The sequence below is a fragment of the Rhizobacter sp. P5_C2 genome, assembly GCF_054049715.1.
The window spans coordinates 55,653-69,777 of the sequence record NZ_JBFULV010000029.1 but is presented as its reverse complement, the minus strand read 5'-3'; the positions used below and the strand labels follow the sequence as shown (position 1 = coordinate 69,777).

Below are 14,125 nucleotides of genomic sequence, written 5' to 3'. Positions count from 1 at the left end.
CGCCCGGGCCTCGCGCGTCGGCAGCGCCAGCCACGGGGCGGCCGCGGCAGCCAGCAGCCATCGCCGCCGCACGGCGCCCGCGACGCGCGGAGCCGCCGCGGGCCACTCGGCGGTCATGACGCCAGCTTCGCCTTCACGAATTCGAGCACCTCGGCGGCGGGCACCGCCGTGGCTTGCGCGTCGGCGCGGCCCTGGTACTCGACCTTGCCTTCCTTCAGGCCGCGGTCGGACAGCACCACGCGGTGCGGCACGCCGATCAGTTCCCAGTCGGCGAACATCGCGCCCGGGCGCTCGCCGCGGTTGTCGAGCATCACGTCGATGCCGAGGGCTTCGAGGTCGTCGTGCAACTTGTCGGCGGCCGCCTGCACCTCGGCCGACCGGTCGTAGCCGATCGGGCAGATCACGACGCTGAACGGCGCGATCGCGGTCGGCCACAGCATGCCGCGCTCATCGTGGCGCTGCTCGATCGCGGCGCCCAGGATGCGGGTGACGCCAATGCCGTAGCAGCCCATCATCATCAGCTGCGGCTTGCCGGATTCATCGAGGTAGGTGGCGTTCATCGCCTTCGTGTAGTTCGTGCCGAGCAGGAACACGTGGCCGACCTCGATGCCGCGCTGGATCGCCAGCACGCCCTTGCCGTCGGGCGACGCGTCGCCCTCGAGCACATTGCGGATATCGGCCACCAGGTCGGGCTCGGGCAGGTCGCGGCCCCAGTTGACGCCGGTGAGGTGCACGTCGGGCTCGTTGCCGCCACAGATGAAATCGCTCATGTTGGCGACCGTGCGGTCGGCGACGATCTTCACCGGCTTGCGCAGGCCGATCGGGCCGAGGAAGCCGGGCTTGCAGCCGAAGTGGTCCTCGATCTCCGACACCGTGGCGAAGCGGTAGCCTTCCTTCAGGCCCGGGAGCTTGCCGGCCTTGACCTCGTTCAGCGAGTGATCGCCGCGCACCAGCAGCAGCCAGATCGTCGTCTGCTTCAGGTCGCCGGCCTCGTTCTTCTCGTCGGTGGCGAGCACCAGCGATTTCACCGTGGTCTGCAGCGGCACGCCGAGCAGCGCCGCCACATCGGCGCAGGTGCTGGCCTTGGGCGTGGGCGTGCGCTGGAGGGCGGCGCTGGCAGCAGCGCGCTGCGCGATGGCGGGCAGCGCTTCGGCAAGTTCGATGTTGGCGGCGAAGTCGGAGGTCGGGCAGTAGACCAGCGCGTCTTCGCCGGTGTCGGCGATGACCTGGAACTCCTGCGAGACCTCGCCGCCGATCGCCCCGGTGTCGGCCGCGACCGCGCGGAACTGCAGGCCCAGGCGCTCGAAGATGCGCACGTAGGCGTCGAACATCGCCTGGTAGCTCTTGCGCGCGGATTCGAGGTCACGGTCGAAGGAGTAGGCGTCCTTCATCGTGAACTCACGCCCGCGCATCACGCCGAAGCGCGGGCGGCGCTCGTCGCGGAACTTGGTCTGGATGTGATAGAAATTCTTCGGCAGCGCCCGGTAGCTGCGCAGCTCCTGGCGCGCGATGTCGGTGATGACCTCTTCAGAGGTCGGCTGGATGATGAAGTCGCGGTCGTGCCGATCCTTCACCCGCAGCAGCTCCGGCCCCATCTTCTGGAAGCGCCCTGTTTCCTGCCACAGCTCGGCCGGTTGCACCACCGGCATCAGCAGCTCGATGCCACCAGCCCGGTTCATCTCTTCGCGGATGATGCCCTCGACCTTGCGGATCACCCGCAGCCCCATCGGCATGTAGGTGTAGATGCCCGCGCCGAGGCGCTTGATGAAGCCCGCACGCAGCATCAGCTTGTGGCTCATGACTTCCGCGTCGGCGGGCGCTTCCTTGAGGGTCGAGACGAAGAACTGGGAGGCTTTCATGGGGATGCGGGGGAGAACGCCGAAAAAGAACGCTGAAGAAAACAGCAGTCGGCAAGGCTTGAGGGAAAGCCACGGGGTTGATTCCCGTCATGCCGGTGCAATAATGAATTCAACTAAGGAATTTGAGGTTGATTATGCTCGACCGAGAAGGGTTCAGACCCAACGTCGGCATCATCCTGCTCAATACGAAGAACCAGGTTTTCTGGGGCAAACGGATCCGGACCCACTCCTGGCAGTTCCCGCAAGGGGGCATCAAATACGGCGAGACGCCCGAGCAGGCGATGTTCCGCGAGCTTCACGAGGAGGTGGGGCTGACGTCGGACCATGTTCGCATCATCGCGCGCACGCGTGACTGGCTGCGCTATGAAGTGCCCGACCATTTCATCCGGCGCGATGCCCGCGGCCACTACCGCGGGCAGAAGCAGATCTGGTTCCTGCTGCAACTGGTCGGCCGCGACACTGACATGAACCTGCGCGCCACCGACCATCCTGAATTCGATGCCTGGCGCTGGAACGAGTACTGGGTGCCGCTCGAGGTCGTGATCGAATTCAAGCGCGACGTCTACCAGATGGCGCTGACCGAACTCGCGCGCTTCCTGCCACGCGGGAACCACCACAACCGCTACCTGCGCTCGGGCATGCGCCCGCATCACCGTGATGACGGATTCGAGGAATCGCGGCCGGCGACCGAACCGCAGGCGCTCGACGAGGAACCCGGCGCGCCGAAGGACTGAGCCTCGGCGATCGCCGGTTCGTCAGACCGTCAGCCGAGCACCAGGTTGTCGCGGTGGATCATCTCCGGCTCGCCGGTGAAGCCGAGCAGCCGCTCGAATTCGCTCGACGGCTTGCGCGCGATCAGGCGCGCCTCCGAACTCGAATAGTTCGCCAGGCCGCGGGCGATCTCGAGGCCCACGCCCGAGCGCACCGCGATCACGTCGCCACGCGCGAACTCGCCATGCACCTCGATCATCCCGATCGGCAGCAGGCTTTTGCCTTCATCGCGCAACTTCGCGACCGCACCGTCGTCGATCACGACAGCACCCCGCAACTGCAGGTGATCGGCCATCCATTGCTTGCGCGCGGCCATCTTCTGCGTCGGCGCGTTGAGCGCGGTGCCGATCGCCTCGCCCTGCACCAGGCGCATCAGCACGTCGGGCTCGCGCCCCCAGGCGATGACGGTCGAGGCGCCGCTGCGGGCTGCCCGCTTGGCCGCCAGGATCTTCGTGATCATGCCGCCGCGGCCGAGGCTGGAACCGGCACCGCCGGCCATGCGCTCCAGCTCGGGCGCCCCGGCCTGCGCCTCGTGGATGAAGGTGGCTGATTCATCCTTGCGCGGATCGGCCGAGTACAGGCCTTTCTGGTCGGTGAGGATCACCAGCGCGTCTGCTTCGATGAGGTTGGCCACCAGCGCGCCCAGCGTGTCGTTGTCGCCGAACTTGATCTCGTCGTTGACGACGGTGTCGTTCTCGTTGATGACCGGCACGACGCGCAGGCGCAGCAGCGTCAGCAGCGTCGAGCGCGCGTTCAGGTAGCGCTCCCGGTCGGCCAGGTCGGCATGCGTCAGCAGCACCTGCGCGCTGCCCATGCCGTAGGCCCGCAGCTGGGTCTCGTAGATCTGCGCCAGGCCCATCTGCCCGACCGCGGCGGCGGCCTGCAGTTCATGGATCGCCTTCGGGCGCGCCGCCCAGCCGAGGCGCTTCATGCCTTCGGCGATCGCGCCGCTCGAGACCATCACGATCTCGCGGCCCTGGCCCGCGATGTGCGCCATCTGCCGGCACCAGTTGCCGACCGCTTCGGCATCGACACCCCGGCCTTCGTTCGTCACGAGGCTGGAGCCGACCTTGACGACGATGCGGCGGGCGTTCTTCAGCGCTTCACTCATGGGCATCACTCATGGTCGTCACTCGTGCGCGGCAGCGGGGGACCCCTGGTCTTGCACGGGCGCGTCGAAGCGGGGATCGGGATCGTCCGGCACGACGTTCTTCAAAGCCGCCACATGCTTGTAGATCGCATGCACCAGGTGCTCGCAGCCTTCGCGCGTCAGTGCGGAAATCTGGAACACCGGGCCCTTCCACTTGAAGCGCTTGACGAAGTCTTTCACGCGCTTCTCGCGCTCGTCGAGCGGCACCATGTCGAGCTTGTTGAGGACCAGCCAGCGCGACTTGTCGTACAGCGACTGGTCGTACTTCTTCAGCTCGGTGACGATGGCCTTGGCCTGCGCGACCGGATCGACCGCGTCGTCGAACGGCGCCATGTCGACCATGTGCAGCAGCAGGTGGGTGCGCTGCAGGTGGCGCAGGAAGTAGTGGCCGAGGCCGGCGCCTTCGGCCGCGCCTTCGATCAGCCCGGGGATGTCGGCCACGACGAAGCTCTGCTCCGGCGCCACGCGGACCACGCCCAGGTTCGGATGCAGGGTCGTGAACGGGTAGTCGGCGATCTTCGGCTTGGCATTCGAGATCGCGGCGATCAGCGTCGACTTGCCGGCGTTCGGCATGCCGAGCAGGCCGACGTCGGCCAGCACGCGCAGTTCGAGCTTCAGCTTCTTCTGCTCGCCGGGCCAGCCGGGCGTCTTCTGGCGCGGCGCGCGGTTGGTGCTGGTCTTGAAATGCAGGTTGCCGAAGCCGCCATCGCCACCCTTGACCAGCAGCACTCGCTCGTCGGGCACCAGCAGTTCGGCCACCACCTGGCCGCTTTCGGTGTCGGTGATGATCGTGCCCATCGGCATGCGCAGCACGATGTCTTCGGCAGCGGCGCCGTACTGGTCGGAGCCGCGGCCGTTCTCGCCGCTGCGCGCTTCGTGCCGGCGTGCGTAGCGGAAATCGATCAGCGTGTTCAGGTTGCGGTCGCCGACGGCGTAGACGCTGCCGCCGCGCCCGCCATCACCCCCGTTCGGCCCGCCGAAGGGAATGAACTTCTCGCGGCGAAAACTCATGCAGCCGTTGCCGCCATTGCCCGCCGCCACATCGATGGTCGCTTCGTCTACGAATTTCATGATCTCGCCCACAGGCCGCCGCACCGCCAGAGGCAGCATGGTAGGCCACCGGTCGACCGGCGACCGGAAAAAACAAAAGCCCCGGGTGACCGGGGCTCGGGATCAACGCCAGCTGCGCGAGGCAGCCGCAGCTCACGCTGCCGTCTTGACGCTGACCGTCTGGCGGTTGCGCGGGCCCTTGATGGCGAAGGTGACTTCGCCATCGACCAGTGCGAACAGCGTGTGGTCCTTGCCGATGCCGACGTTCTGACCGGCATGGAACTTCGTGCCGCGCTGGCGGACGATGATCGAACCGGCCGGAATCATCTGGCCACCGAAGGCCTTGACGCCGAGCATCTTGGGTTGGGAATCGCGACCGTTCCGTGTGGAACCGCCGCCCTTTTTCTGTGCCATGGTTTAACTCCTGGAAGCTTGGGGAAGCAGGTCAGGCTTCGATCAGGCGGAGACCGCGCTGATCTCGATCTCGGTGAAGTTCTGGCGGTGACCTTGCCGCTTCTGGTAGTGCTTGCGACGACGCATCTTGAAGATGCGCACCTTGTCGTGCCTGCCTTGCGCCACCACGGTGGCCTTCACGCTTGCGCCCGCAACCAAGGGAGTCCCGACCTTCAGATCTGCGCCGTTTCCGACAGCAAGCACCTGGTCGATCGTGATCTCTTGGCCAACATCCGCAGCAATCTGTTCTATCTTGATCTTTTCGCCTGCAGCAACTTTGTATTGTTTGCCGCCGGTTTTTATGACCGCGTACATATCAGCCCTTTCGATGAATTCCGCCAGGGGCCTCGGCTCTCGATCTGCTGGATCTCTCGATCTGCTCGATTGCCATTGCCGCTACCCCATGGGCGAACCCTGCAGGAAATGCAGAGCCCGCGAGTCTAGCACGCACTGCCAGACCTGGGAAAGCCCGTGCGGGCTGACGCGACCCCGTCGGGGCCTGCAATCCTGCACAAATCGGTCGCACGTCCTCGCTTCCTATAATTTCGCGCAAACACCCGAGCCCTCCGTGCAGACCCCCACCACTCATCCCACCAGTCCCGCGCCCGGTTTTGCGCAACTCATGGCTCCGGAAATGAGCGAGGTCGATCAGGTGATCCGGCAGCGCCTGTCATCGGACGTCGTGCTGATCAACCAGATCTCCAACTACATCATCAGCGCAGGCGGGAAACGGATCCGCCCGATGCTGGTGTTGCTGTTTGCCAACGCGCTGGGCTTTCGCGGGCCGGAACGATTCGATCTGGCGGCCACCGTCGAATTCATTCACACGGCCACGCTGCTGCACGACGATGTCGTCGACGAATCGGCGTTGCGTCGCGGGCGGGCCACGGCCAACGCATTGTTCGGCAACGCCGCCAGCGTGCTGGTCGGCGACTTCCTGTACTCGCGCGCCTTCCAGATGATGGTGTCGGTCAATCGCATGCGGGTACTCGAAGTGCTGGCCGATGCGACGAACGTGATCGCCGAAGGCGAGGTGCTGCAGCTGATGAACATGCACGACCCGGACCTCGCGGTGGAAGATTACCTGCGCGTCATCCGGTTCAAGACGGCCAAGCTGTTCGAGGCCAGCGCCAGGCTGGGTGCCGTGCTGTCGGATGCGCCGCCACACATCGAGGATGCCTGCGCGAGCTACGGTCGCGCGCTCGGCACCGCGTTCCAGCTGGTCGACGACCTGCTGGACTACGAGGGCGCGACGGAGCAACTGGGCAAGAACGTCGGCGACGATCTCCGCGAAGGAAAGCCGACGCTGCCGCTCCTGTTGGCGATGGAGCGCGGCAGCGCCGAACAACGCGCCGTGGTGCGCCACGCCATCGAGCATGGCGAGGTGGCGCGCCTCGCAGAAATCGTCGAGATCGTTCGCCTCACCGGGGCGCTCGATGCCACGCGGCAAGCCGCTCGCGATGAAGCCGACAAGGCGCGCACGAGTCTCTTGTTGCTGCCGGACTCGAAACACCGCGAAGCTCTGCTAGAATTGTGTTTTCGATCGATCGACAGGTCGTTCTGAGACCCCCGAATCAGAACACTGCGGCTTGTTGTCATCAGGTGCCTCGCGATGCTCGCGGGTTCGCACCGAAAGATCGGGGTGTAGCTTAGCCTGGTAGAGCGCTACGTTCGGGACGTAGAGGCCGGAGGTTCGAATCCTCTCACCCCGACCAGTTTTTCCCGCAGTTCATTCCTTGCCCTCGCCGTCCGGACGCAATCTGTTGCAAGCCATCAGGTGGCTGGTTGTGACTTCTTGACCGCTCCAGGGCTGGCTTCGGTTTACAGTGCAACTCGAATCGGCGATCATCGTTTGATCGTCGACTAGTCTTTTTTGCACGAAACCTGCCTGTGGACACTCTTGCCGAAGCCCCTCAATCTGCACTCTCCGGCGTCGCGCGGGTCCTGGTGCATGCAGGCAAGCTGAATGCGAAGACCGCCGAGGACCTGGTCAAGTCGTCGAAGGAGAGGAAAGCCAGCTTCGTCTCCGCGGCCATCGCCGCCGGCGCGGTCTCTTCGTCGGATCTGGCACACACCCTGTCCACCGCGCTTGCGTTGCCGCTGCTCGACCTGAATGCGGTCGACCCCCAGAAACTGCCGAAGAACGTCATCGACGCCAAGCTGACGGTTCAGTACCAGGTGCTGGTACTCGGCAAGCGCGGCAACCGGCTGTTCATCGGCGGCGCCGATCCCACCGACCAGGAAGCGGCCGAGCGCATCAAGTTCGCAACGCAGCTGTCGCCGGAATGGATCATCGTCGAGCACGACAAGCTGGCGAAGATTCTCGAGAGCAGTGGCACCAGTGCCACCGAATCCCTCGAGAACATCGTCGGCGGCGAGTTCGAGTTCGACGTCTCCGACGAAGACACGACCGCGGCCCCCGAGAGCCAGGAAGTCACGACCGATGTCGAAGACGCCCCGGTCGTGCGCTTCCTGCAGAAGATGCTGATCGACGCGATCAATGCGCGTGCCTCCGACCTGCACTTCGAGCCCTACGAATACCACTACCGCGTGCGCTTCCGCGTCGACGGCGAGTTGCGTGAGATCACCCAGCCGCCGATCGCGATCAAGGAAAAGCTCGCGTCGCGCATCAAGGTGATCTCGCGTCTCGACATCTCCGAGAAGCGCGTGCCGCAAGACGGCCGGATGAAGCTCAAGTTCGGCAACAAGGCGATCGACTTCCGGGTCAGCACGCTGCCGACACTGTTCGGCGAAAAGATCGTGATCCGGATTCTCGACCCGTCCAGCGCCAAGCTCGGCATCGAGGCCCTCGGCTACGAAAAGATCGAGAAGGACCGCCTGCTGAAATGCATCGGCCGCCCCTACGGCATGATCCTCGTGACCGGTCCGACCGGCAGCGGCAAGACCGTGTCGCTCTACACCTGCCTGAACATCCTGAACCAGCCGGGCGTCAACATCTCGACCGTCGAAGACCCTGCGGAAATCAACCTCCCCGGTATCAACCAGGTCAATGTCAACGACAAGGCCGGGCTCACCTTCTCGGCCGCGCTGAAGTCGTTCCTGCGCCAGGATCCCGACGTGATCATGGTCGGCGAAATCCGCGACCTCGAAACCGCCGACATCGCGATCAAGGCCGCGCAGACCGGCCACATGGTGATGTCGACGCTGCACACGAACGACGCCCCCACCACGCTGACCCGCTTGCTGAACATGGGCGTCGCCCCGTTCAACATCGCGTCCAGCGTGTTGTTGATCACCGCCCAGCGGCTGGCGCGCCGCCTCTGCGAGGTCTGCAAGACACCCGCCGAGTACCCGCGCGAGGCGATGCTGAAGGCCGGCTACTCTGAAAAAGACATCGACGGCAGCTGGAAGCCGTACCGGGCTGTCGGCTGCTCGGCCTGCAGCAACGGCTACAAAGGTCGTGTCGGCATTTACCAAGTGATGCCCATCAGCGAAGAGATTCAGCGCATCATCCTGTCCGAAGGAACGGCGATGGACATCGCGGACCAGGCTCGCAGAGACGGCATCCGCGATCTGCGGCAGTCCGGCCTGATCAAGGTCCGCGCCGGCTTCACCACGCTGGAAGAGGTCATCTCCGTCACCAACGAGTGATGCAATCCGTGCCGCCGGCGGCACGTGTCGAACAACTATTCAACGGGACGAGGACCGGTGTGTCCTCGCAGGCATCATGGCAACTGCAACTGCGTCGAAAAGCAACGTCCGCGAATTCGTCTTCGAATGGGAAGGCAAGGACAAGAACGGCAAGATCGTCCGTGGCGAGATGCGCGCGGGCGGCGAGGCCGTGGTCAGCGCCAGCCTGCGCCGCCAGGGCATCCTCGTCAGCAAGGTCAAGAAGCGCCGCATGGGCGGTGGCCGATCGATCAAGCAGAAGGACATCGCGATCTTCACGCGCCAGCTGGCCACGATGATGCGTGCCGGCGTGCCGCTGCTGCAGGCCTTCGACATCGTCGCGCGGGGCAGTGCCAATCCCCGCCTGACCAAGCTGCTGACCGACATCCGCAACGACGTCGAGACGGGTACCAGCCTGTCGTCCGCCTTCCGCAAGCACCCGCTGTATTTCGACGCGCTCTATTGCAACCTGGTGGAGGCCGGCGAAGCCGGCGGTATCCTGGAAGCACTGCTTGATCGACTCGCCATCTATCAAGAAAAGACGATGGCGATCAAGAACAAGATCAAGTCGGCGCTGATGTACCCGGTCGCCGTGCTGGTCGTGGCCTTCGTCGTGATCGCGGTCATCATGATCTTCGTGATCCCGGCCTTCGAGGAAGTCTTCAAGTCCTTCGGCGCCGATCTCCCTGCGCCGACGCTCGTCGTGATCGCGTTGTCGAAGTTCTTCGTGAGCTATTGGTGGGCCATCTTCGGCTTCCTGGGCGGCGGCATCTATTTCTTCCTGGAATCCTGGAAGCGCTCCCTGAAGATGCAGAAGGCCATGGACCGCCTGATGCTGAAGGTTCCCGTGTTCGGCGACCTGGTCTACAAATCGGCCGTCGCCCGCTGGACACGCACGCTGTCGACCATGTTCGCGGCCGGCGTGCCGCTGGTCGAAGCACTCGACTCCGTCGGCGGCGCCTCCGGCAATGCGGTCTTCCAGGAGGCCACCGAGCAGATCCAGAAGGACGTGTCGACCGGCGCCAGCCTGACGAACTCGATGTCGACCACCGGCATCTTCCCGACGATGGTGTTGCAGATGTGCGCGATCGGCGAAGAATCCGGCTCGCTCGACGGCATGCTCGGCAAGGCCGCCGAGTTCTTCGAGGACGAGGTCGACGAAGCCGTCAAGGGCCTGTCGAGCCTGATGGAGCCGTTCATCATCGTGATCCTGGGCGTCCTGATCGGCGGCATCGTGGTGTCGATGTACCTGCCCATCTTCAAGATCGGTCAAGTGGTGTGACCGGTCGCGATGAACAAGGACCTGCTTGACATCTTCCTGACCCCCGCTGCACTGGCCGTTTTCGGCCTGTGCATCGGCAGCTTCCTGAACGTCGTGATCCATCGCTTGCCGATGGCGCTGGAGCGTGGCTGGAAGATCGACAGTGCCGAGATGCTCGGCATCAAGATCGACGTGCCCGAGCCGATCACGCTGTCGAAGCCGCGTTCGCGCTGCCCGTCGTGCGGCCACATGATCACGTGGCACGAGAACATCCCGGTGCTCAGCTGGCTGTGGCTGCGCGGGCGCTGTTCGGCCTGCAAGACGCGCATCTCGGCCCGCTATCCGTTCATCGAGATCCTGACCGGCGCGCTGTTCGCGGCCGTCGGCTGGCGTTTCGGCGCGCAGCCGGTGGCCCTGCTGTGGTGCGGCATGGTGGCGGTGCTGATCGCGCTGGCCGGCATCGACTGGGACACCACGCTGCTGCCCGACAACCTGACGCTGCCGCTGCTGTGGGCCGGGCTCGTGGCCAGCCTGCTCGGCTGGACGATCCCGCTGCCGCCGGCACTGTGGGGCGCGGTCGCCGGCTACCTGTCGCTGTGGTCGGTCTACTGGCTCTTCAAGCTGACCACCGGCAAGGAAGGCATGGGCTTCGGCGATTTCAAGCTGCTCGCGGCACTGGGCGCCTGGCTGGGCTGGCAGATGGTGCTGCCGATCGTGCTCGGCGCCTCGGTGCTCGGTGCGGTGGTCGGCATCGGCATGAAGGCCATGAGCTCGTTGCGCGAAGGGCGCTACGTGCCCTTCGGCCCCTTCCTCGCCGGCGGCGGCATCGTCGTGCTGCTCGCGGGCCAGCCCCGCGTGCTGGGTTGGCTCGGCTGGGCCTGAGGGCCGGCCTGACCACCGGCGCAAGCACATGGCCGCGCTGCGCATCGGCCTGACCGGCGGCATCGGCAGCGGCAAGAGCACCGTCGCCGGCATGCTCGCCGACCTGGGCGCGGCGGTGATCGACACCGATGCCATCGCCCGTTCGCTGGCAGCCCCCGGCGGCGTGGCCATCGATGCGTTGCGCGAGCAGTTCGGCGCGGCGGCGATCGGCGCTGATGGCGGCCTCGACCGGGCCCGCATGCGCCAGCTCGTGTTCACCGACCCGGCGGCGAAATCTCGGCTCGAAGCCATCCTGCACCCGTTGATCGGCCTCGAGAGCGATCGCCAGGCGAGCGCGGCCGGCGATCGCCCGCGCGTCTTCGACGTGCCCTTGCTGGTGGAGTCCGGGCGCTGGCGCGCGCGGGTCGACCGGGTGCTGGTGGTCGACTGCAGCGCCGCGACCCAGGTCGCCCGCGTCACGCGGCGATCCGACTGGGCGGTGGCCGCGGTGCAGGCGGTGATCGACCAGCAGGCCAGCCGCGAGGCACGCCGCGCGGCCGCCGACGCCGTGATCTTCAACGAGGACCTGAGCCTGGCGGAACTTGCAGCCGACGTCAGCAGTCTGTGGAGCAGCTGGATCGAAACGCGATGGATCACATCGCGCTGAAGCGCCACCCTGTGGAACAATCCGGCGTCACGTTGTCACATTGATCGCCCGGAAAGCCCCCGTTTTGGTCCTGTACGAATACCCGTTCAACGAGAGCATCCGCACGATGCTCCGGCTCGAACACCTGTTCGACCGCCTCGGGCGCCTGCTGCCGCGCGACGAGGCCGTCGACCACCACTACGCGCTGGCGACGATGTTCGAGATCATGGACGTCGCGTCGCGCGCCGACCTGAAGTCCGACCTGCTGAAGGAGCTCGAGCGCCAACGGGTGCTGCTGCAGAGCTACCGCGGCAACCCGGCCATCTCCGAGGGCGCGCTGCTCGAGGTGATGGCGCGCGTCGACCATGCCTTCAACGGGCTGAACCAGCTGCCCGGCAAGGCCGGCCACGTGCTGACGGCCAACGAATGGCTGATGAGCATCCGCAGCCGCATCAGCATCCCGGGCGGCACCTGCGAGTTCGACCTGCCGGCCTATTACGCCTGGCAGCAGCACGACGCCGCCAGCCGGCGCGCCGACCTGTCGGGCTGGATCGCGACGCTGACGCCGCTGGCCGAGGCGCTGAGCGTGCTGCTGGGGCTGCTGCGCGATGCCGGCGTGCCGCACAAGGTCGTCACGCAGGGCGGGCAGTACCAGCAGAGCCTGCCGGCCGGCCGCGTGTACCAGCTGCTGCGGGTGCGCATCGACAACGGCAGCCGCCAGCTCGTGCCCGAGATCAGCGGCCACCGGTTGATGGTGCTGGTGCGGATGATGAAACAGGATGCCGAGGGCCGGCTGAAGCCCGCGGCCGTCGATGCCACCTTCGAACTGACGCTTTGCGCATGAACACCCCCGCCAAGCCCCGCCTCGTGCGCTGCCCGACCTGCGGCGGCGACAGCCTCTACGCCAGCGACAACCCGTACCGGCCGTTCTGCAGCGAGCGCTGCAAGAACGTCGACTTCGGCGCCTGGGCCAGCGAGAGCTACCGCGTCGCCGCGCCGCCTCCGCCCGGCAGCGGCGCGTCGCCCTCGCCGGACGCCGACGACTGATCGAAATCCGGCTTGGCGTGCGAACTGGCGCGCTTTCCCCGCGTTGATCGACCCCACGGCGGCGGCGCTTCCCGGTTCAATGGGAAGCCATGTGGAAGCGTGTTGTTCTTGTCCTGGGCCTCGTCTCGGCGGCCTGCACCCCGTTGCAAACCAGCGCCGCGGCGCTGACGCCGCTGGAGACCCGCTGGATGCAGGCGGCCTGGCCGGTGATCACCTATGCACGGGCGCAGGGCCTGCCGCTGGACATCGTCGCCCAGCCGGTGGCCGAGGGCGGTGAGCCCCCGATCGCGATGGGCTACGTCGACGGCCGCTGCAAGCTGGTGCTGACGATGCGCGGCAACCCCGCGGCCGAATCCACGCTGGACAGGATCCCTGCCGAACTCCGCGACACCGTCGTCGAAGCGATGACAGCGCACGAGCTCGGGCACTGCTGGCGCTACGTGCAAGGCGCCTGGCACACGCCGCCGGTGGCCGGCTTCAGCGACGCACTCGACACCAGCAATGCCCCGCAGGCCGACCTGGAGCGCGACATGCGCGCCACGCGCTGGGAAGAAGGTTTCGCCGACCTGGTCGGGCTCGCGTGGACGCGCACGCAACACCCCGAGCGCTACCGCGCGGTGCACGACTGGTTCGAGGCGTTCCGCGCCGACCAGCCGCTGCCCGGCGCCCACCACGACACGCGGGCCTGGCTGAAACGCGCGAAGGACCCGGCGGTGTTCGGCGCGGCAGCCACGCCGTTCGAGCAGGCCTTGCCGGTCTGGCGCAGCGAGCCCGACGCAGGCCGCTGAGTCGCCCGCGCAGGGCTCAGCGCGCGCTCGCCCCGTCCAGGCACTCCGCGACCCAGCGCTCCACCAGCGCCGACGTGGCCGGCACCGGCCCCCACAGCGCGCGGTAGATGATCGGCGCGACCACCACGTCCATCGCCCGCTGCACCTCGGGCACCGGTTCGCCACGCGCCATGCCGCGCTCGAAGATGAGGGCGATCTGCGCCGCGGTGAACTGCGCGCACTGGCACGACGCGGTGCCTTCGCCGTGGGCCTCGGTCGACAGCACGTCCTTCATCATCGCCAGCCCGATCGGCGACGACATCTCCTCATGGAACTGCTGCGCCCAGGCGACCAGGTCGCCGGCGACCGAGCCGGTATCGGCCGGCTGCGCATCCGGCTTCATCCGCTCGACCGACACATCGGCCAGCAGCTCGCCGAGATCGCCCCAGCGGCGGTAGATCGTCGACGGGGTGACCTCGGCACGCGCCGCGATCATCGGGACGGTCAGTTCCGCGCGCCCATGCAGCTCGATCAGCTCACGCGTGGCGCGGTGGACGGCCGCCTGGACGCGGGCGCTGCGGCCGCCCGGCCGCGGGGTGGTGCTTGCAGTCATGAAACCATGCTAACGCA

At 66.4% G+C, this 14,125-nt stretch carries 15 protein-coding genes and 1 tRNA gene; 10 read left to right on the top strand and 6 right to left on the bottom strand.

Going from position 1 to position 14,125, the window contains the following annotated elements:
• Positions 1–113 precede the first annotated feature (113 nt).
• Complete coding sequence (locus ACXJLU_RS13225; protein WP_457331543.1) at positions 114–1,859, bottom strand: proline--tRNA ligase; 1,746 nt, start codon at positions 1,857–1,859, stop codon at positions 114–116.
• A gap of 134 nt (positions 1,860–1,993) precedes the next feature.
• On the opposite strand from ACXJLU_RS13225, the gene ACXJLU_RS13220 reads away from it, so the two are divergent.
• On the top strand, positions 1,994–2,593 hold the full coding sequence (locus ACXJLU_RS13220; RefSeq protein ID WP_083613793.1) for an RNA pyrophosphohydrolase: 600 nt from the start codon (positions 1,994–1,996) through the stop codon (positions 2,591–2,593).
• 29 nt (positions 2,594–2,622) lie between these two features.
• On the opposite strand, the gene proB is transcribed toward ACXJLU_RS13220, so the two are convergent.
• The 4 genes from proB to rplU all read right to left on the bottom strand — a co-directional run bounded on the left by proB (position 2,623) and on the right by rplU (position 5,598).
• On the bottom strand, positions 2,623–3,741 hold the full coding sequence (proB, locus tag ACXJLU_RS13215) for a glutamate 5-kinase (RefSeq protein WP_457331541.1): 1,119 nt from the start codon (positions 3,739–3,741) through the stop codon (positions 2,623–2,625).
• An 18-nt stretch (positions 3,742–3,759) separates the two neighbouring features.
• Positions 3,760–4,851, bottom strand: coding sequence for a GTPase ObgE (gene obgE, locus ACXJLU_RS13210; RefSeq protein WP_457331539.1), 1,092 nt, complete (start codon positions 4,849–4,851; stop codon positions 3,760–3,762).
• A gap of 132 nt (positions 4,852–4,983) precedes the next feature.
• Positions 4,984–5,244, bottom strand: a complete 261-nt coding sequence (gene rpmA / locus ACXJLU_RS13205; RefSeq protein WP_073462320.1) for a 50S ribosomal protein L27 — start codon at positions 5,242–5,244, stop codon at positions 4,984–4,986.
• Positions 5,245–5,286: 42 nt separating this feature from the next.
• Complete coding sequence (gene rplU / locus ACXJLU_RS13200; protein WP_073462319.1) at positions 5,287–5,598, bottom strand: 50S ribosomal protein L21; 312 nt, start codon at positions 5,596–5,598, stop codon at positions 5,287–5,289.
• A gap of 307 nt (positions 5,599–5,905) precedes the next feature.
• On the opposite strand from rplU, the gene ispB reads away from it, so the two are divergent.
• The 9 genes from ispB (at position 5,906) to ACXJLU_RS13155 (ending at position 13,516) form a co-directional block, all read left to right on the top strand.
• On the top strand, positions 5,906–6,847 hold the full coding sequence (ispB, locus tag ACXJLU_RS13195) for an octaprenyl diphosphate synthase (protein ID WP_073462318.1): 942 nt from the start codon (positions 5,906–5,908) through the stop codon (positions 6,845–6,847).
• A 74-nt stretch (positions 6,848–6,921) separates the two neighbouring features.
• Positions 6,922–6,998, top strand: a tRNA-Pro gene (locus ACXJLU_RS13190).
• Positions 6,999–7,167: 169 nt separating this feature from the next.
• A complete protein-coding gene (pilB, locus tag ACXJLU_RS13185; protein WP_457331547.1) occupies positions 7,168–8,895 on the top strand; it encodes a type IV-A pilus assembly ATPase PilB in 1,728 nt (575 codons plus the stop codon).
• A gap of 76 nt (positions 8,896–8,971) precedes the next feature.
• A complete protein-coding gene (locus tag ACXJLU_RS13180; RefSeq protein ID WP_073462316.1) occupies positions 8,972–10,195 on the top strand; it encodes a type II secretion system F family protein in 1,224 nt (407 codons plus the stop codon).
• Between the two features lie 9 nt (positions 10,196–10,204).
• Positions 10,205–11,056 (top strand): prepilin peptidase, encoded by an 852-nt coding sequence (locus ACXJLU_RS13175; protein ID WP_457331535.1) that lies wholly within the window; start codon positions 10,205–10,207, stop codon positions 11,054–11,056.
• A gap of 28 nt (positions 11,057–11,084) precedes the next feature.
• Positions 11,085–11,702 carry a dephospho-CoA kinase gene (coaE, locus tag ACXJLU_RS13170; RefSeq protein WP_457331533.1) on the top strand — a complete coding sequence of 206 codons (618 nt, stop codon included), beginning with the start codon at positions 11,085–11,087 and terminating at the stop codon, positions 11,700–11,702.
• Between the two features lie 64 nt (positions 11,703–11,766).
• Positions 11,767–12,525: a cell division protein ZapD gene (zapD, locus tag ACXJLU_RS13165; protein ID WP_457331531.1), complete on the top strand. Its 759-nt coding sequence runs from the start codon at positions 11,767–11,769 to the stop codon at positions 12,523–12,525.
• Positions 12,522–12,728, top strand: coding sequence for a DNA gyrase inhibitor YacG (locus ACXJLU_RS13160; protein WP_073462312.1), 207 nt, complete (start codon positions 12,522–12,524; stop codon positions 12,726–12,728). The genes zapD and ACXJLU_RS13160 overlap by 4 nt, the downstream gene beginning before the upstream one ends.
• A gap of 143 nt (positions 12,729–12,871) precedes the next feature.
• Positions 12,872–13,516 carry a hypothetical protein gene (locus ACXJLU_RS13155; RefSeq protein WP_457331529.1) on the top strand — a complete coding sequence of 215 codons (645 nt, stop codon included), beginning with the start codon at positions 12,872–12,874 and terminating at the stop codon, positions 13,514–13,516.
• A 16-nt stretch (positions 13,517–13,532) separates the two neighbouring features.
• Here ACXJLU_RS13155 and ACXJLU_RS13150 read toward each other — a convergent pair whose 3' ends face one another.
• Positions 13,533–14,108 carry a TetR/AcrR family transcriptional regulator gene (locus tag ACXJLU_RS13150; RefSeq protein WP_457331527.1) on the bottom strand — a complete coding sequence of 192 codons (576 nt, stop codon included), beginning with the start codon at positions 14,106–14,108 and terminating at the stop codon, positions 13,533–13,535.
• Positions 14,109–14,125 lie beyond the last annotated feature (17 nt).

Coding starts and splice junctions, on each gene's coding strand:
- ACXJLU_RS13225 (WP_457331543.1), bottom strand. CDS start 1,859: ATGAAAGCCTCCCAGTTCTTCGTCTCGACCCTCAAGGAAGCGCCCGCC.
- ACXJLU_RS13220 (WP_083613793.1), top strand. CDS start 1,994: ATGCTCGACCGAGAAGGGTTCAGACCCAACGTCGGCATCATCCTGCTC.
- proB (WP_457331541.1), bottom strand. CDS start 3,741: ATGAGTGAAGCGCTGAAGAACGCCCGCCGCATCGTCGTCAAGGTCGGC.
- obgE (WP_457331539.1), bottom strand. CDS start 4,851: ATGAAATTCGTAGACGAAGCGACCATCGATGTGGCGGCGGGCAATGGC.
- rpmA (WP_073462320.1), bottom strand. CDS start 5,244: ATGGCACAGAAAAAGGGCGGCGGTTCCACACGGAACGGTCGCGATTCC.
- rplU (WP_073462319.1), bottom strand. CDS start 5,598: ATGTACGCGGTCATAAAAACCGGCGGCAAACAATACAAAGTTGCTGCA.
- ispB (WP_073462318.1), top strand. CDS start 5,906: ATGGCTCCGGAAATGAGCGAGGTCGATCAGGTGATCCGGCAGCGCCTG.
- ACXJLU_RS13180 (WP_073462316.1), top strand. CDS start 8,972: ATGGCAACTGCAACTGCGTCGAAAAGCAACGTCCGCGAATTCGTCTTC.
- ACXJLU_RS13175 (WP_457331535.1), top strand. CDS start 10,205: ATGAACAAGGACCTGCTTGACATCTTCCTGACCCCCGCTGCACTGGCC.
- coaE (WP_457331533.1), top strand. CDS start 11,085: ATGGCCGCGCTGCGCATCGGCCTGACCGGCGGCATCGGCAGCGGCAAG.
- ACXJLU_RS13160 (WP_073462312.1), top strand. CDS start 12,522: ATGAACACCCCCGCCAAGCCCCGCCTCGTGCGCTGCCCGACCTGCGGC.
- ACXJLU_RS13150 (WP_457331527.1), bottom strand. CDS start 14,108: ATGACTGCAAGCACCACCCCGCGGCCGGGCGGCCGCAGCGCCCGCGTC.